Consider the following 17,419-nt stretch of genomic DNA (forward strand, 5'->3'; position numbering starts at 1 on the left):
GCACCACGGATCCCCCCTCTGTAGGAGCGAGCTTGCTCGCGATGGACGCAATGACGACGCGTACTCTCTGATTAAATGCGGCGCCGTTGAGATCATCGCGAGCAAGCTCGCTCCTACAGTTTTGTTCTTCAGCGGCCTTTGAATTGGGCCACGTTGGCGCTGTGCGCCTCCGTTTTCGGCAGGCCGGCAACCCCCAACCGTTCCCCGGTCTTCGCATCGAACAGCAGCACTTTCGCCGGATCGAATTGCAGGGTCAGGGTCTCGCCCACCGCCGGCGCAACGTCCGGTGCCAGGCGGCAGCAGACCTTGGTGTCGTTGAGGTTGACGAAGACCAGGGTGTCGGGCCCGGTCGGTTCGGTGACCTGGACTTCGGCGCGAATGGTCGGCAAACCGTTCGCTTCGCCGTTGGCGAGGATGATCTGCTCAGGGCGCATGCCGAGGATCACTTCGCGGTCTTCAAGACCCGCGTCCTGCATGCCCAGCGGCAGTTCGCAACGGGCCTGGCCGCTGTCGAGCAGCGCCAGCAGACGACCGTCCTTGCGCTGCAGGCGCAACGGGATGAAGTTCATCGGCGGCGAACCGATGAAGCTCGCCACGAACAGGTTGGCCGGGTTGTTGTAGATGTCCTTCGGCGTGCCGAACTGCTGGATGATCCCGTCCTTCATCACCGCCACTTTGTCGCCCAGGGTCATGGCTTCGATCTGGTCGTGGGTCACGTAGACCGTGGTGGTTTTCAGGCGCTGGTGCATCAGTTTCATTTCGGTGCGCATCTCGACCCGCAGCTTGGCGTCGAGGTTGGACAGCGGTTCGTCGAACAGATAGATCTTCGGCCGCCGCGCGAGGGCACGGCCCATCGCCACGCGCTGTTGCTGGCCGCCGGAGAGCTGGCCGGGTTTGCGGCTGAGCAGGTGTTCGATCTGCAACAGCTTGGAAACCCGAGCGACTTCTTCGTCGATTTCCGCAGTCGGCATTTTGCGGATCTTCAGGCCGAAGGCGATGTTGTCGCGCACGCTCATGGTCGGGTACAGCGCATAGGACTGGAACACCATGGCGATGTCGCGATCCTTGGGGCTCATGCCGCTGATGTCGGCGTCGTCCACCAGGATCGCGCCGCCGCTGATGGTTTCCAGGCCGGCGATGCAGTTCATCAGCGTGGATTTACCGCAGCCCGACGGGCCGACCAGGATCAGGAATTCCCCGTCATCGATTTTCAGTTCGATGTTTTTCAGGGTGTCCGGCAAGCCGGGGCCGTAGGTCTTGTTGACGTTGCGTAATTCGAGAGTTGCCATGTTTCTACCCCTTGACCGCGCCGGACGTCAGCCCACGCAGGAAATACTTGCCAGCGAATATGTAGACCAGCAGTGTCGGCAGCCCGGCGATCATCGCGGCGGCCATATCAACGTTGTATTCCTTGGCCCCGGTGCTGGTATTGACCAGGTTGTTCAGGGCCACGGTAATTGGCTGGGCATCACCGCTGGCGAACACCACGCCGAACAGGAAGTCGTTCCAGATCTGGGTGAACTGCCAGATCAGGCAGACCATCACGATCGGGATCGACATCGGCAGCAGGATCTTCAGGAAGATCGTGAAGAAGCCCGCGCCATCGAGCCTTGCGGCCTTGACCAGCGCATCCGGAATGCTCACGTAGTAGTTGCGGAAGAACAGCGTGGTGAACGCCAGGCCGTAGACCACGTGCACCAGCACCAGGCCGGTGGTGGTGTTGGCCAGGCCGAACTTGCCGAGGGTGAACGAGGCCGGCAGCAGCACCGTCTGGAACGGCAGGAAGCAGCCGAACAGCAACAGGCCGAAGAACAGTTGCGAACCACGGAAGCGCCACATCGACAGCACGTAGCCGTTCATGGCCCCGATGAAGGTCGAGATCAGCACTGCTGGCACGGTGATTTTCACCGAGTTCCAGAAGTAGCCGCCGACCACGTCCCAGGCCTTGATCCAGCCGATGCCATCGATCACGGTCGGCCAGCTCAACAGGTTGCCGGTACGGATGTCTTCCGGGGATTTGAAACTGGTCAGCAGCATCACCACCAGCGGGATCAGGTATACCGCCGCTGCCAACAGCAGGGTGGCGTAGATCGCGATGCGACTGAAACTGATACCAGGCTTTCCGAGTTGATTAGTCATGGCGTTTGCCTCGCAGCTCGGAGTACAGGTACGGCACGAGGATGGTCAGCACGGCACCGAGCATCAGCATGGCGCTGGCCGAACCGATGCCCATCTGGCCACGGCTGAAGGTGAAGGAATACATGAACATCGCCGGCAGGTCGGAGGAGTAACCCGGACCGCCCGCGGTCATCGCCGCAACCAGGTCGAAGCTCTTGATCGCGATGTGCGCCAGGATCATGAAGGCACTGAAGAACACCGGGCGCAGGCTCGGCAGGACGATCTTCAGGTAGATGGTCGGCAGGCTCGCCCCGTCGACTTGCGCGGCACGGATGATCGATTGATCGACGCCGCGCAGACCGGCGAGGAACATCGCCATGACAAACCCGGAGGCCTGCCACACGGCGGCGATCACCAGGCAGTACACCACGCGATCCTGATCCACCAGCCAGTCGAGACGAAAGCCTTCCCAACCCCAGTCACGCAGCATCTTGTCCAGGCCCAGGCCAGGGTTGAGCAGCCATTTCCACGCGGTACCGGTGACGATCATCGACAGCGCCATCGGGTACAGGTAGACGGTGCGGATGAAGCCTTCCTTGCGAATGCGCTGGTCCAGCAACACGGCGAGGAACACGCCCAACACCAGGCTGATGCCGATGAACATGCCGCCGAACACCGCGAGGTTCTTGCTCGCGACCCACCAGCGGTCGTTGTCCATCAGGCGCATGTATTGCTGCAGGCCGACCCACTTGTAGCTCGGCATGAAGCTGGAGTTGGTGAAGGACAGAATGAACGTCCAGATGATGTAACCGTAGAAACCAACCAACACGATCAGCATGCTCGGCGCGAGTACCAACTTGGGTAGCCAGCGTTGCAGCGCATCGAACGGTGAGGCTTTGCTGAAAACCGCCACAGAGCTCATCGGGATAATCCAGGTTTAGATGTAAGGATCGGAGTGCGATCCCTTGTAGGAGCGAGCCTGCTCGCTCCTACAAGGGGGAACTCACTCAGGTAAATGCCAAGGGATTACTGGGCAGCTTTGACAGCCGAGGCCAGTTGGGCGCTGGCCTTGGCCGGGTCAGCATCCTTGTCGTTCATGAAGTTGGTGACCACGTCGAAGATCGCGCCCTGCACAGCCAGGGAGGTGGCCATGTTGTGCGCCATGCTCGGTTGCAGGCCGCCGGTCTTGTCGTCCGCGATGAAGTCCTTCGCCGCCTTCTGGGCGCACTCGTCGAAGCCGAGCTTGTCCATTTCGTTCAGCATGTCGTTACGCACCGGGATCGAACCCTTGTTCATGCTGAAGACTTTCTGGAAGTCGGTGCCCAATGCGACCTTGGCCAGGTCCTGCTGGGCAGCGATGTCACCCTTGCGATCGGCCTTGAGCTTGAACACCGCCAGGGAGTCGATGTTGTAGGTGAAGGCTTTTTCAGTGCCCGGGAACGCTACGCACTGGTAGTCCTTGCCCGCGACTTTCTTCGCCGCCGTCCACTCGCTTTTCGCCCAGTCGCCCATCATCTGCATGCCGGCCTTGCCATTGATGACTTCAGCGGCGGCGATGTTCCAGTCACGACCGGCGCGGTTCGGGTCCATGTAGCCGGTGATCTTTTTCAGCTCGGCGAACGACTGGGTCATCTGCGGGCCGGACAGGGTTTTCTGGTCCAGATCGACCAGGGCTTTCTTGTAACCGTCAGCGCCCATGACCGAGAGCACCACGTCTTCGAACACGGTGCTGTCCTGCCAGGGCTGGCCGCCGTGGGCGAGCGCGATGAAGCCGGCGGCTTTCAACTTGTCGCCGGCGGCATAGAATTCTTCGAGGGTGGTCGGGGCTTTTTCGATCCCGGCTTTCTTGAACACTTCGGGGTTGATCCACAGCCAGTTGACGCGGTGGATGTTCACCGGCACGGCCACGTAATCGCCTTCGTACTTAACGGTGTCGGAGACTTTCTTCGACAACAGGCCATCCCAGTTTTCGGACTTGGATACTTCTTTCAATGCGTCGGTGCTGAGCAGGCCAGTGCTGCCCCACTCCTGGATGTCCGGACCCTTGATCTGTGCAACGCCCGGCGGGTTGCCGGCTACGGCGCGACTCTTGAGTACGGTCATGGCCGTGGAACCGCCACCACCGGCGACTGCGCCGTCCTTCCAGGTGAAGCCGTCTTTTTCGACTTGAGCCTTCAGGACATCGACCGCTGCTTTTTCACCACCGGAAGTCCACCAGTGAACGACTTCAACGGAACCTTTGGATTCGGCGGCCAGGACACTGAGAGGGAGTGCAGACAGGGAAGCGAGAGAAATGACAGTAGCGAGGCGAGAAAACGAATTCATCCAGGAGCACCTTTCTTGTTGTTATGCATGCAAGTCTGTTGCTTGCGCTGCATAGGATTCTAAACAGGGGATATCCCCTCGCAGGTAACGAAGGGATGCGCGAATGTCACCGCATGGTTACATAGAACCGCTCTGGGACAAGCGCGCCAGCGCCGTGGCCATGCTCGGCGCCAGCGTCAGGCGCGGAATCAGCACGGCTTGCCAGGCGTGGTAAAGGTCAGGTTTGCCAGGCCAGATATCGGCACTTGGGCGGTTCAGCGGGTCGAGTTCGTGATGCCAGCTGCCATCGCAACGGTCGATGAAATGACTGTCACAGAACTCCCAGAACAGTCGGTACCAGTGTTCGTATTGTTCATCGCCAGTGCGCTTGAGCAAGGCACTGGCGGCGGCGCTGGCTTCGCAATGGGTCCAGTGCAGGCGATGGCGGACCACCGCTTTGTTGTCCCAGTCCAGGGTGTAGACAATGCCCGGCGCACCATCGACGTCCCAGCCGTGGAGGCAATTGTGCTCGAACAGTTTCTGCGCGTCGGTGACCAGCCAGCCCGGTGTGAGCATCCCGGCCTTCACCCGCGACGCCTCGAGGTGCAGCAACAGCCGCGCCCACTCGAAACCATGGCCCGGGGTGGTGCCGTAGGGGCGAAAGCCGTCGGCCGGATTGTCGCGGTTGTACTCGCGCAGCGGCTGCCAGGCGCGGTCGAAATGCTCGATCACCAGGTAGTCGTTGGCGGCTGCGTGACCATGGATCACGCGCTCGACAATCCGTTGGGCACGGCTCAGCCAACGGCTGTCATCAGTGACATCGGCCAAGGCGAGGAAGGCTTCAGTGGCGTGCATGTTGCTGTTGGCGCCTCGGTAGGCTTCTTCTTCACTCCAGTCGCGATTGAAGGATTCGCGCATGGCGCCTTCTTCTTCGCTCCAGAAACAGGTGTCGATGATGTCGATGGCATCATCAAGCAAGGCTTGCGCACCGGGGCGTTGCGCGACCACCGCAGAACTGGCTGCCAGTGCTACGAAGGCATGCAGGTAGGCGTTCTTGCCGGTGTTGCCGTCGCGATGCTCGGCAACCGCGAACCAGCCACCGTGCACCGCATCACGCAACGGCCCGCGCAGCGCCGCGACACCGTGATCCACCAGCTCGGCAAAACCCGGCAAGCCCTGAATATGGGCCATGGCGAAGCTGTGGGTCATGCGCGCGGTGTTCATGGTCTGGGCTTGCGCATCAGCCGCGAGGCGGCCTTTTTCATCGAGGTTGCCGAAGCCTTCAGGCAGTTTCGAAGCTTTGGCAAACGCCAGCAGGCGCAAGCCTTCGGTGGCAAGCCATTGCTGATGGGCAGGTGCGTTCAGCCAACTGCTGAAGGCTGGTTGGAAGGTGTCCATGGCGTACCTTTTTTGTTGTTATGACTGTGGGGCAGCATAAACAACAGACGAAGGTCGGCTTGTAACGAAGGGGATGGGTTATGTCACCGAGCCGTGACATTTACCTTGAGGGATGTGTTGAATGATCTGACGCCTTCGCGAGCAGGCTCGCTCCCACAGGGGGGCTGCGTCGTACACGAATCCAATGTGGGAGCGAGCCTGCTCGCGAAGAACGATAACGCGGTCTGACTAGTCAACACTGCGAGGCAACTGCAGGGTCACCCGCAACCCACCCTCACGCAGATTCTGCAAACTCACTTCACCGCCATGGCTATGGGCAATGTTGCGGGCAATCCCCAACCCCAAGCCATAACCCTGCTGCTGCCCGGCCAGGCGGAAGTGCGGTTCGAACACCTGCTCCAGGCGCTGCTCCGGCACGCCCGGCCCTTCATCATCGACATGCAGGATGAACGCGCTTTCGTCGTCATCGATGTGCAGGTGCGCGTTCTGCCCGTACTTCAGCGCATTGTCGATCAGGTTGCCGATGCAGCGCTTGAGCGCCAGCGGTTTGCCCGGGTACGCCGCCAGCGCCCGCCCCTGCTGGGTCACGCGGCCGTTGCCGTTCGGCGCGAGATAGGGCTCCACCAGACAGTCGAGCACATGGTTGAGGTCAACCGGCTCGATGTTCTCGTGGATGTCGGTGTCTTTCACGCATTGCAGCGCGCCCTTGACCAGCAATTCGAGCTCGTCCAGATCGCGCCCGAACTTGGTTTGCAGCGTTTCGTCTTCGAGCAATTCGACCCGCAGGCGCAGGCGGGTGATCGGCGTTCGCAGGTCGTGGGAAATGGCGCTGAACAACTGGCTGCGCTCGGTCAGGTAACGGCTGATGCGCTCGCGCATGGTGTTGAAGGCGCGCCCGACCTCGACCACTTCGCTGCCACCGCCCTCGGCCACCGGTTCCACGTCGGCCCCCAACGACAGGTCCCGCGCCGCCCGCGCCAGGCGCTTGAGCGGACGACTCTGCCAGTGCACCAGCAGACCGATGAACAACAGCAAAAAGCTGCTGGTCAGGACAATGAACCACACCTGCTGCGCCGGCAGGCCCTGCTCCTCAAGACTGGTATAAGGCTCGGGCAACAACGAGGCGATGTACAGCCATTCGCCCGGCGCCATCTGGATCTGCGTGACCAGCACCGGCGGGTTCACCGGCTCCAGGGTCAGCGCGTAGTGCGCCCAGGAGCGTGGCAACTCATCGAGCTTCAGGCCGCCATTGAAGATGCGCAGGTCTTCCGGGCTGACGAAGGTGACCGAGATATCCGTGTCCTGGCCGAGTGACTGGCGCAGCACTTCGTCCACCGCTTTGAGCACCGCCTCTTTGCGCGGGGTGATGGGCAGCACCTCCATGCCCAGGGGTTTGTCGTTGAGCGTCACCACGAACCGGGTGCCGCCCATGCTGCGCAACTGATCAAGCACCAGGGGCCGAAACGCCACCGGCAACGAACGGAAATAACTGACGCTGGCGGTCATTGAGTGGGCCAGGCTGCGAGCACTGGTGACCAGGCCCTCGAGCTGAGTCGCGCGCAGTTGCGACACCCAGATCACACTCGACAACGCCTGGGCGAACAACACCGCCAGCAGGGTCAGCAACAACATCCGCCCGAGCAGCGAACGCGGCATCGGCACCTTGGCGGCGAGCTTGCGCAAAGTTTCAGTGACCATTGCCGGCAACCACGTTGGCCGCCAGTTGGTAGCCGCTGCCGCGCACGGTGCGGATCAGCCGTGGTGGTTTTTCCGTGTCGCGCAGGCGCTGACGCAACCGGCTGACTGCCATGTCGACGATGCGATCCAGGGGCATCAGTTCACGGCCGCGAGTGGCGTTGCCGATAGTGTCGCGGTCGAGGATTTCCTGCGGGTGATCGAGGAACAGTTTCAGCAGCGCAAAGTCGGCGCCCGAGAGAATCACCTCTTCGCCGTCGATGTGAAACAGCCGATGGCTGACCATGTCCAGGCGCCAGTCATCGAAGGCCAGCACCTCACCGCCACTGCGCTCCTGACCGAACTGCGCGCGGCGCAGCAGCGCCTTGATCCGAGCCTGCAATTCCCGTGGACTGAAAGGCTTGCCGAGGTAATCGTCGGCGCCCAGTTCCAGGCCGATGACACGGTCGGCTTCGTCGGAACTGGCGGTGAGCATGATGATCGGCACCTGCGCCTGGCGCGGGTGCTGGCGAATCCAGCGGCACAGGCTGAAGCCGTCTTCGTCGGGCAGCATCACATCAAGGATCACCAGATCGGCCGACGCATCGTTCAGCGCCTGGCGAAAACCGGCGCCATCGGCGGTGGCACGCACCTGAAAACCGGCGCGGGTCAGGTAGGTATCCAGCAACTCGCGTATCTCTTGATCGTCATCGACCAACAAAATCGACTTGTTGACTGAGCTCACAGGAAGGCGTCCTTGTTGTTTGAATTGGGCGGATTATGCCTTAAGCACTGAAACTGCAAACACCACAAAACAATTGTAGGAGCGAGCCTGCTCGCGATGGACTTGCAGGCACCGCGTACATTCAGAAAGCACGCGTTATCGTTGACGTCCATCGCGAGCAGGCTCGCTCCTACAGGTAATCGGGTTTCAGTTCGGGATTGATTGCTCCAGCGCTACTCCCGCCCCAACAAGGCCCGAATACGGCGCCGTCACCAGCCACACCGGAATCCCCTTGAAGTAATCGCTCATGCAGCCCTTGTCGGCGAAGCAGCGGGCGAAGCCGCTTTCGAGGAAGAAATCGGCAAACCGTGGAATCACCCCGCCCACGATGTACACGCCACCGCGCCCACCGGTGGTCAGCACGTTATTGCCGGCCACGCGACCGAGCCAGCAGCAGAACTGCTCAAGCACTTCCACGGCAATCGGGTCGCCCGCCAGCCCGGCCGCCGTGATCGCTTCCGGTGTGTCGAGCACCGGCGTGTGCCCGTCCACCGCGCAGATCGCCCGGTAAACACGGGGCAAGCCGCCGCCGCTCAGGGCTGTTTCCGCACTGACATGGCCAATTTCGTTGAAGATGTGCTGCCAGAGCTGGGTTTCACGCGGACTGCTCAATGGCAGGTCGACATGACCACCCTCCCCCGGCAACGCGGCGAATCGGCCCTCGCCCAGATCGAGCAAAGTGCCGACCCCCAGGCCCGTGCCCGGGCCAATCACCACCGCCGGGCGCAATGGCTCCGGCGTGCCTTCGCAAACCACGCGGAATTCGCCGGGCTGCAAACGGGTCATGCCCAGGGCCATGGCCGAGAAATCGTTGACCAGCAGCAGCTGATCCACTTGCAGGGTCTGGCAAAAGCCCTTGCGGCTCAGGCGCCAGTGATTGTTGGTGAACTTGAATTCATCACCACTCACCGGGCCCGCCACCGACAGGCACACCGAACCGATCGAACCCGGCGCCAGCCCCAGGCCATTCAGGTAGCGGCTGATCGCCTCTTCGGGGCTTGGGAAATCTGCCGTTGCCAGCACCTGGACCGATTCCAGCTGCTGATTTTTCCACAACGCGAAACGTGCGTTGGTCCCACCGATGTCACCGACCAAAGCCAGTTTCAATTAAGCGTCTCCAGGGCAGAAGTAAAGGCGCTGGCGCCCTGCTCCGCCGAGCTGAAGGCCATGCGCATGAAACCGAACAGCTCGCGACCGGTGCCGATGTTGTTGCCCAACAGGCCTTTGGCCGGTGTGCGCGCTGCGAATTCTTCGGCGTCCACCTTAAGCTCCAGGGTGCCTTTGACGCCATCGACGCGGATGATATCGCCCTCTTGCACCCGCGCCAAAGCGCCACCGACATAAGCCTCGGGACTGACATGAATGGCCGCCGGAATTTTCCCCGACGCGCCGGACATGCGCCCGTCGGTCACCAGCGCGACTTTGAAGCCGCGATCCTGCAGCACGCCGAGGTACGGCGTCATCTTGTGCAGCTCTGGCATGCCGTTGGAGCGCGGGCCCTGGAAGCGCATCACCGCGACAAAATCCTTTTCAAGCAAACCGGCCTTGAACGCATCGGCCAGGTCCTGTTGATCCTGGAACACCATGGCTGGCGCTTCGACGATCTGGTTTTCCACGGCCACGGCGGAGACTTTCATCACGCCACGACCGAGGTTGCCTTCCATCACCCGCAGGCCACCCTCTGCCGAGAATGCACGGGCGACTGGGCGCAGGATGCTTTCATCGAGGCTGTCGGTCACGCCTTCACGCCAGACCAGTTGGCCATTGTCGAGGAACGGCTCCTGGGTGTAGCGGCTCAGGCCATGGCCCATCACGGTGTTGACGTTTTCGTGGAGCAACCCGGCTTCCAGCAGTTCACGGATCAGAAACGACATGCCGCCCGCGGCCTGGAAGTGGTTGATGTCGGCCTTGCCGTTCGGGTAGACGTGGCTCAGGGTCGGCACGACTTCGGAGAGGTCGGCCATGTCCTGCCAGGTCAATTGAATGCCCGCCGCCATGGCGATGGCCGGCATGTGCAGGGTGTGGTTGGTCGAGCCGCCCGTGGCGTGCAGCGCGACAATCGAGTTGACCAGCGAACGCTCGTCGACGATTTCGCCGATTGGCATGAAGTCGCCGTTCTGCTTGGTCAGGCGCGTGACCTGGTGCGCGGTTTCGCGGGTCAAGGCATCGCGCAGCGGCGTGTTCGGGTTGACGAAGGACGCGCCCGGCAGGTGCAGGCCCATGACTTCCATCAGCAACTGGTTGGTGTTGGCAGTGCCGTAGAAGGTGCAGGTACCAGGGCTGTGGTAGGACTTCATTTCCGATTCCAGCAGCTCTTCGCGGGTCGCCTTGCCTTCGGCGTACTTCTGGCGCACATCGGCTTTCTGCTTGTTGGAAATGCCCGACACCATCGGCCCGCCCGGTACGAAGATCATCGGCAGATGGCCGAAGCGCAGCGCGCCCATCATCAACCCCGGCACGATCTTGTCGCAGATGCCGAGCAGCAGCGCGCCGTCGAACATGTTGTGGGACAGCGCCACGGCGGTGGACAACGCGATCACTTCGCGGCTCGGCAGGCTCAGTTCCATGCCCGGCTCGCCCTGGGTCACGCCATCGCACATGGCCGGGGTGCCACCGGCGAACTGGCCGACGGAGCCGATTTCGCGCAGGGCTTTCTTGATCAGTTCGGGGAAGACTTCGTACGGCTGGTGCGCCGAGAGCATGTCGTTATAAGACGACACTATCGCGATGTTGGCGGAGTTCATCATCCGCAGGCTGTGCTTGTCGTCGCTGCCGCAACCGGCCACGCCATGGGCGAAGTTGGCGCATTGCAGCTTGCCGCGCATCGGACCGTCGCTGGCCGCACCGCGGATCAATGCAAGGTAGGCCTCGCGCGTGGCGCGGCTGCGGGCGATAAGCCGTTCAGTGACCTCAAGGACGCGGGGATGCATGTGTAGAACTCCAGGCTAACGGATGTGGCGACCTGATTGTCTATGCTGATCAAAGGCCGGTGTCGATGGGATGACAGACGGTTTATTTGACCATTCGGACCAGTTGATTCAGGTCGCTCGTTGTAGATCGAACAAAATATTGCCATCAAAAAGGCTTGTTTTCTATTTTTTTACGAATAATCTTGTAATTCCAACAACAAAACGACGGTAGCGCCGCACTATGACTCTTCGAATCGCAATCAATGGTTTTGGCCGCATCGGCCGTAATGTCCTGCGCGCACTCTATACCCAGGGCTACCGTCAGGATCTGCAGATCGTTGCCATCAACGACCTTGGCGACAGCGCGATCAATGCTCATCTGCTCAAGTACGACACCGTTCACGGCACGTTCGATGCCGATGTCCAGCACGACCAGGAGAGCCTGACGGTCAACGGCGACCGCATTTCGGTCAGTGCCATCCGCAACCCGGCCGACCTGCCCTGGGCCGCGGAAAAAATTGATGTCGTGTTCGAATGCACTGGTCTGTTCACCGACCGGGCCAAGGCCGCCGCGCATATTACGGCCGGCGCACGCAAAGTGATCATCTCGGCTCCGGCCAAAGGCGCCGACGCTACCGTGGTCTACGGTGTTAACCACGACATTCTGCGCCAATCGCACCAGATTATTTCCAACGCGTCGTGCACCACCAACTGCCTGGCCCCGGTGGCCCAGGTGCTGCATCGCGAACTGGGCATCGAAAGCGGTCTGATGACCACCATCCACGCCTACACCAACGATCAGCACCTGACCGACGTCTATCACGTCGATCCATACCGCGCCCGTTCGGCCACCCAGAACATGATCCCGAGCAAGACCGGTGCTGCTGAAGCGGTGGGCCTGGTGCTGCCGGAACTGGCGGGCAAATTGACCGGCATGTCGGTGCGCGTACCGGTGATCAATGTGTCGCTGGTGGACCTGACGGTGCATCTGAAAAAAGAAGCCAGCGCAGAGGAAGTCAATGCGCTGCTGAAAGAAGCCAGCCAGCACTCGAAGATCCTTGGCTACAACACCCTGCCGCTGGTCTCCAGCGACTTCAACCACAACCCGCTGTCGTCGATCTTCGACGCCAACCACACCAAGTCCAGCGGCAAGCTGCTTAAGGTACTGGCGTGGTATGACAACGAATGGGGCTTCTCCAACCGCATGCTCGATAACTGCCTGGCGCTGTGCAACGCTGAATAAGCAGCACGCCCCCCCGGTCTTGTAGGAGCGAGCTTGCTCGCGATGGTCGTTAACGATGACAAGGGGCGCCTGAATGAGCGCGGGGTCCTTACATCCATCGCGAGCAAGCTCGCTCCTACAGGGTACGTGTCATTTCTGGAGCGGCAACCGATGATCGGCATCAGCTTTACACAAAAGACCCTGTTGGCGCGCAAGCGCATCGCCCTGGTCGCCCATGACCACTGCAAGGTGTTCTTGCTGGACTGGGCCGAACGGCAGAAAGACAGACTGGCCCGGCATGATCTGGTCGCCACCGGCACCACGGGATTGTTGTTGCAGCAACGCCTCGACCTGCCGGTGCAAAGCATGATCAGCGGGCCACTGGGCGGCGACCAGCAGCTCGGTGCGCAAATCGCCGAGCAGCGGGTCGACATGCTGGTGTTTTTCTGGGACCCGTTCGAACCCCAGCCCCACGACCCGGACATCAAGGCGTTGCTGCGGGTCGCGGCGGTGTGGAACATCCCGGTGGCGTGCAACGAATGCAGCGCCGACTACCTGCTCAGCAGCCCGTTGATGGATCAGGCGCATACCCATCGGATTCCCGATTACGCCACCTATTTGCAGGGCCGCGCATAAAGCTTCACAAATCAGCACTTGACCACTCGAGTAGATGATAAGCATTATCATCTACTCGAAATGGATCAGGTTCTCCCGTGAGTCAGTCGCGCTTCAACCACGTTTTCCTCGCCCAGCGCACCTCCCTGCTGCGCACGCTGGAACGGATGGTCAACAATCACAGCACTGCTGAAGACCTCTTGCAGGAGACCTACCTGCGGGTGACCCGTGCATTGAGCGAACGGACCATCGATCATCTTGAACCCTTTGTCTTCCAGACGGCGCGCAACCTGGCGCTGGACCATTTGCGCGCGCGGCGCATCCATTCGCGCACCATGGTCGACGACGTGCCGCAGGAGGTGATGCACAGCGTCGCCGCCCCCACCAGCAGCGCCGAAGACGCCGCCCACGCCGAACAATTGCTGGAGCGCCTGAACGTGAGCCTCGGTCAACTCAGCGCCCGCCAACAGCGGATTTTCATCCTCAGCCGCCTGCACGGGCACAGCTATCAGGAAATCGCCGAGGAGCTGAACGTGTCCCTCAGCACCGTGCAGAAAGAACTCAAATTGATCATGTCGATTTGCATCGGTGTCGCCGATCGCTTGAACGCCAACTGAGCGCCAGGACCCCGCACCTACCTGGACCGACTGCGCTGATCATCAGGCTTTGCTACCCTTGGCCCACTTTTACGCTTCACTAAAAAAAACAGCCGTGCACAGACACTGCCGAGGAAACACCGTGACGGACAACCACCGCTCTCCAGAGCCTTCATCGGCGCAGGATCCCGCAAGCGCAATGGACCAAGCCCTGGAGTGGCTGATCGTGCTCGGCAGTCCCGACGAGGAGCAGAGCCGCCAATTCCATGCATGGCTTGATGCCGATCCTTTGAATGCCCAGGCGTTCGCCAAGGCCCAGGCGATCTGGGACGGCCCGCAAGTGGCGCAATGCGCACAAAACCTGGCCATCCGTCCGTCGAAAGTCACTGTCCTCGCCCGTTTGCGTCCGCACTGGAAACCATTGGCCACCGCCGCCGTGCTGATCCTCGGACTGTTCAGTTTCAGCAGTTTGCCAATGCGCCTGCAGGCCGATCACCTGACCGTGGTCGGCGAGCGCCAGCGCCTGCGACTGGAGGACGGTTCCAGGGTTCTGCTCAATACCAATTCGGCGTTTTCCAGCACCATCAACGACCAGCAACGTGTTGCCCGCCTGTATCAGGGCGAGGCGTTTTTCGAAGTGCAGGCCAATCGCGGCCAGGCACTGGAAATCGACGCCGGCCCGGTCACCGCCAGCGTTCGCGATACCGCGTTTGCCGTGCGCTACCTTGACGGCGTGGCGCAGGTGCGGGTACAGCGCGGGGATGTCGATTTGCGCGCCACCCGGGATGACACGCGGGTGCGCTTGTCCGCCGGGGAAAGCATTCGCATCGGCCCCAACGGCTTCGACCGCCCGGCCAAGCTGGATACCGCCACCGACCTGGCGTGGGTCCAGGGACGGCTGGTGTTCGAAAACTGCCCGTTGAACCAGGTGCTGGCAGAACTTCGCCGCTACTACCCGGGCTGGATCATCAACAACAACGAACAGTTGGCCGATGTCACCGTGACGGGTAACTACCGCCTCGATCAGCCACTGGACGTGGTCCGCTCCCTGGCTCACATCACCTCGGCAAGGCTCCAGGAATTCCCGGCGCTGGTCATCCTGAACTGAATGAGAATTATTTTTACTCGATAGCCAAACCCCGTACGTCTCGTTATAGCCAATGCAATTGATTCGCATCTCACCATGCCGATCAGCACCTATAAAGATTCGTGCGACACGGAGCGCTATCGATGTCCCCTCGCCTTACCCGCCAAGCCCCTACACCTTCCCGCGTGCTGTCGCTGCTGACCGCCGCCATCCTGATGGCCGGTACCGCACCGCTCATGGCCGCCACGGCCACCGAGCAGTCGACCCGCAAAATGGGCGACTACGCGTTCGCCATTCCCCAGCAATCATTGGTGTCGGCACTCAATGCCTTTACCGCCGTGACGGGCTGGCAGGTCGGCGTGTCGTCGGAGCTGGCGCAAGGTGTGGCCTCACCGGGAGTACGCGGCTCGCTGTCGCCGGAGAACGCCCTGGATCGCCTGTTGGTGGGGACCAACCTGGGCTATCGCAAACTGGGCAACAACAGCATCGTCCTGGAAAAACGCAGTGGTAGCAGTGCCCTCAATCTGGATCAGGTCACCATCAGCGCCACCCGTAACGAGCAGGATGTGAACAGCGTGCCGAGCACGGTCTCTGTCTACACTCGCGAAGATCTGGACCGCAACAACGTCAATACCATCAAGGAACTGGTGCGCTACGAACCCGGTGTTTCGGTGGGTGGTGCAGGCCAACGCGCCGGCATCACGGGCTACAACATTCGCGGCATCGATGGCGACCGCGTGCTGACCCAGGTCGATGGCGTGCAGGTGCCCGACGGTTTCTTCAACGGCCCGTATGCCCAGACCAACCGCAACTATGTCGACCCGGAAATCGTCAAGCGTGTGGAAATCCTCCGGGGCCCGGCATCGGTGCTGTATGGCAGCAGCGCCATTGGCGGCGCGGTCAGCTACTACACGCTGGACCCGGACGACATCATCAAGCCGGGCAAGGACGTCGGCGCGCGCCTGAAAACCGGCTACAGCTCCGCCGACGACAGCTGGCTGACTTCCGGCACCGTCGCCGGCCGCACCGGCGAGTTCGATGGCCTGTTGCATCTCAGTCAACGCAACGGTCATGAAACAGAGTCCTTTGGCGAAACCGGCGGCACTGGCCTGAACCGTACCGAAGCCAACCCGCAGGACGCGCGCACCACCAGCGTGCTGGCCAAACTGGGCTGGAATTACGCCGACGACGCGCGTTTTGGCCTGACCTACGAGCATTACAAGGACGACCGCGACACCAATCAATTGAGCGCGGTGGGCGGACCGTTCAACGCCGGACGCGGTTTTGGCTACTACAAGTCCCGTACCGGCAATGACACGATCACCCGCGAACGCTTTGGTCTGGAACACAGTTTCGGCCTGGACAGCGCACTGGCTGACAACATCAAGTGGACGCTGAACTATCAGATCGCCAAGACCGACCAGAGCACCGAAGAAATCTACGCGCCGCCGTCGCGGACCGTGCTGCGTAACCGCGATACGACTTACAAGGATCGCCAATGGGTGTTCGACGCCCAGGCTGACAAGTCGTTTGCCATCGCCGACACCGAACACCTCTTCACCTATGGCACCACCATCAAGCAGGACAAAGTTACCGGCCTGCGTACCGGTACTGGCACCTGCCTGACCGTGGCCGGCGCGTGCCGGGTCATCGGTGCCCCTAGCGCCAGCGACACACTGACACCCGCCAGTGATTTCCCGGACCCGACCATCAACAGCTACGCCCTGTTCGCCCAGGATCAGATCAGCTGGGGCAACTGGACCTTCCTGCCCGGTGCTCGCTACGACTACACCCAGCTCAAGCCGCACATCACCGACGAGTTCCTGGCCACCGCCGACCAAAGCGGCAACGGCGTGGTGAGCGACGAGAACAAGACCTGGCATCGCCTGTCGCCGAAGTTCGGCACCACCTACAGCTTCAACGATCACTACACCTGGTACGGCCAGTACGCCGAAGGCTTCCGCACCCCGACCGCCAAGGCGTTGTATGGTCGTTTCGAAAATATCGCCGGCGGCTATAAAGTCGCGCCTAATCCGGACCTCGAACCGGAAAAGAGCAAAAGCTACGAGACCGGTTTGCGCGGCAACTTCGAGCAGGGCTCGTTTGACTTGGCCGTGTTCTACAACAAGTACCGCGACTTCATCAACGAGAACGCCATCACTCCGGGCTACACCGAGACCACGTTCCAGAGCAACAACATCAAGCACGCCACCATCAAGGGTGCCGAGATCAAGGGCCGTCTGAACCTCGACGCCTTCGGTGCGCCGCAAGGCCTCTATACCCGGGGTTCGGTGGCCTATGCCTACGGTCGCAACGACGACAACGGCGAGCCGCTCAACAGCGTCAACCCGCTGACCGGCGTATTCGGCCTCGGCTACGACAAGGACACCTACGGCGGCTTGCTCAGCTGGACGCTGGTGAAGAAGAAGGACCGCGTCGACAGCACCAGTTTCAAAACCCCGGACGGTACCAGCACCCAGTTCAAGACCCCCGGTTTCGGCATTTTGGACCTGAGCGCGTTCTACAAAGTGACCGACGACGTGACCATCAGCGGCGGCGTCTACAACCTCACCGACAAGAAATACTGGCTGTGGGATGACGTGCGCGGCTACGACAGCGTCGGCGAAGCCTCGGTGACCCAACCGGCCAACCTCGACCGCCTGACCCAGCCGGGTCGCAACTTTGCGGTCAACCTGATCTGGGATATCTGAT

14 protein-coding genes are annotated in these 17,419 nt (G+C 61.3%); 5 read left to right on the top strand and 9 right to left on the bottom strand.

What is annotated here, in order from left to right; all coding sequences use genetic code 11:
- Nucleotides 1-128 precede the first annotated feature (128 nt).
- The 9 genes from AC3ITA_RS22645 to edd all read right to left on the bottom strand — a co-directional run bounded on the left by AC3ITA_RS22645 (nt 129) and on the right by edd (nt 11,208).
- On the bottom strand, nt 129-1,289 hold the full coding sequence (locus tag AC3ITA_RS22645; protein ID WP_414929453.1) for an ABC transporter ATP-binding protein: 1,161 nt from the start codon (nt 1,287-1,289) through the stop codon (nt 129-131).
- Between the two features lie 4 nt (nt 1,290-1,293).
- On the bottom strand, nt 1,294-2,139 hold the full coding sequence (locus AC3ITA_RS22650; RefSeq protein ID WP_095942743.1) for a carbohydrate ABC transporter permease: 846 nt from the start codon (nt 2,137-2,139) through the stop codon (nt 1,294-1,296).
- On the bottom strand, nt 2,132-3,040 hold the full coding sequence (locus tag AC3ITA_RS22655; RefSeq protein WP_007974433.1) for a carbohydrate ABC transporter permease: 909 nt from the start codon (nt 3,038-3,040) through the stop codon (nt 2,132-2,134). Before AC3ITA_RS22655 ends, AC3ITA_RS22650 begins: the two co-directional genes overlap by 8 nt.
- Before the next feature lie 104 nt (nt 3,041-3,144).
- Entirely contained in the window at nt 3,145-4,443 is a 1,299-nt protein-coding gene (locus AC3ITA_RS22660) for an ABC transporter substrate-binding protein (RefSeq protein ID WP_095942744.1), read from the bottom strand.
- Between the two features lie 117 nt (nt 4,444-4,560).
- A complete protein-coding gene (locus AC3ITA_RS22665; protein ID WP_489278395.1) occupies nt 4,561-5,820 on the bottom strand; it encodes a D-mannose isomerase in 1,260 nt (419 codons plus the stop codon).
- A gap of 228 nt (nt 5,821-6,048) precedes the next feature.
- The gene (locus tag AC3ITA_RS22670; protein WP_218194546.1) at nt 6,049-7,476 is read right to left on the bottom strand and encodes an ATP-binding protein; all 1,428 of its coding nucleotides are present in this window, start codon (nt 7,474-7,476) and stop codon (nt 6,049-6,051) included.
- A gap of 31 nt (nt 7,477-7,507) precedes the next feature.
- Nucleotides 7,508-8,239 carry a response regulator gene (locus tag AC3ITA_RS22675; protein WP_095942747.1) on the bottom strand — a complete coding sequence of 244 codons (732 nt, stop codon included), beginning with the start codon at nt 8,237-8,239 and terminating at the stop codon, nt 7,508-7,510.
- A 186-nt stretch (nt 8,240-8,425) separates the two neighbouring features.
- Nucleotides 8,426-9,385, bottom strand: a complete 960-nt coding sequence (locus AC3ITA_RS22680) for a glucokinase (RefSeq protein WP_414929451.1) — start codon at nt 9,383-9,385, stop codon at nt 8,426-8,428.
- Nucleotides 9,382-11,208 (bottom strand): phosphogluconate dehydratase, encoded by a 1,827-nt coding sequence (edd, locus tag AC3ITA_RS22685; RefSeq protein ID WP_489278396.1) that lies wholly within the window; start codon nt 11,206-11,208, stop codon nt 9,382-9,384. Before edd ends, AC3ITA_RS22680 begins: the two co-directional genes overlap by 4 nt.
- A gap of 220 nt (nt 11,209-11,428) precedes the next feature.
- Here edd and gap point away from each other — a divergent pair, with 220 nt between their 5' ends.
- The 5 genes from gap to AC3ITA_RS22710 all read left to right on the top strand — a co-directional run bounded on the left by gap (nt 11,429) and on the right by AC3ITA_RS22710 (nt 17,418).
- Complete coding sequence (gene gap / locus AC3ITA_RS22690; protein WP_489278397.1) at nt 11,429-12,430, top strand: type I glyceraldehyde-3-phosphate dehydrogenase; 1,002 nt, start codon at nt 11,429-11,431, stop codon at nt 12,428-12,430.
- A gap of 150 nt (nt 12,431-12,580) precedes the next feature.
- Nucleotides 12,581-13,045, top strand: coding sequence for a methylglyoxal synthase (locus AC3ITA_RS22695; protein WP_095942751.1), 465 nt, complete (start codon nt 12,581-12,583; stop codon nt 13,043-13,045).
- A gap of 77 nt (nt 13,046-13,122) precedes the next feature.
- The gene (locus AC3ITA_RS22700; protein ID WP_489278398.1) at nt 13,123-13,641 is read left to right on the top strand and encodes an RNA polymerase sigma factor; all 519 of its coding nucleotides are present in this window, start codon (nt 13,123-13,125) and stop codon (nt 13,639-13,641) included.
- 121 nt (nt 13,642-13,762) lie between these two features.
- Nucleotides 13,763-14,728: a FecR family protein gene (locus tag AC3ITA_RS22705; RefSeq protein WP_489278399.1), complete on the top strand. Its 966-nt coding sequence runs from the start codon at nt 13,763-13,765 to the stop codon at nt 14,726-14,728.
- A 122-nt stretch (nt 14,729-14,850) separates the two neighbouring features.
- Nucleotides 14,851-17,418 (top strand): TonB-dependent receptor, encoded by a 2,568-nt coding sequence (locus AC3ITA_RS22710; protein ID WP_489278400.1) that lies wholly within the window; start codon nt 14,851-14,853, stop codon nt 17,416-17,418.
- The last annotated feature ends 1 nt before the right edge of the window (nt 17,419 follow it).

The sequence above is a fragment of the Pseudomonas sp. GL_090 genome, assembly GCF_057837765.1.

What these genes read in the sequence shown, in the direction of transcription:
- AC3ITA_RS22645 (WP_414929453.1), bottom strand. Translation starts at nt 1,289, where the DNA reads ATGGCAACTCTCGAATTACGCAACGTCAACAAGACCTACGGCCCCGGC.
- AC3ITA_RS22650 (WP_095942743.1), bottom strand. Translation starts at nt 2,139, where the DNA reads ATGACTAATCAACTCGGAAAGCCTGGTATCAGTTTCAGTCGCATCGCG.
- AC3ITA_RS22655 (WP_007974433.1), bottom strand. Translation starts at nt 3,040, where the DNA reads ATGAGCTCTGTGGCGGTTTTCAGCAAAGCCTCACCGTTCGATGCGCTG.
- AC3ITA_RS22660 (WP_095942744.1), bottom strand. Translation starts at nt 4,443, where the DNA reads ATGAATTCGTTTTCTCGCCTCGCTACTGTCATTTCTCTCGCTTCCCTG.
- AC3ITA_RS22665 (WP_489278395.1), bottom strand. Translation starts at nt 5,820, where the DNA reads ATGGACACCTTCCAACCAGCCTTCAGCAGTTGGCTGAACGCACCTGCC.
- AC3ITA_RS22670 (WP_218194546.1), bottom strand. Translation starts at nt 7,476, where the DNA reads ATGCCGCGTTCGCTGCTCGGGCGGATGTTGTTGCTGACCCTGCTGGCG.
- edd (WP_489278396.1), bottom strand. Translation starts at nt 11,208, where the DNA reads ATGCATCCCCGCGTCCTTGAGGTCACTGAACGGCTTATCGCCCGCAGC.
- gap (WP_489278397.1), top strand. Translation starts at nt 11,429, where the DNA reads ATGACTCTTCGAATCGCAATCAATGGTTTTGGCCGCATCGGCCGTAAT.
- AC3ITA_RS22695 (WP_095942751.1), top strand. Translation starts at nt 12,581, where the DNA reads ATGATCGGCATCAGCTTTACACAAAAGACCCTGTTGGCGCGCAAGCGC.
- AC3ITA_RS22710 (WP_489278400.1), top strand. Translation starts at nt 14,851, where the DNA reads ATGTCCCCTCGCCTTACCCGCCAAGCCCCTACACCTTCCCGCGTGCTG.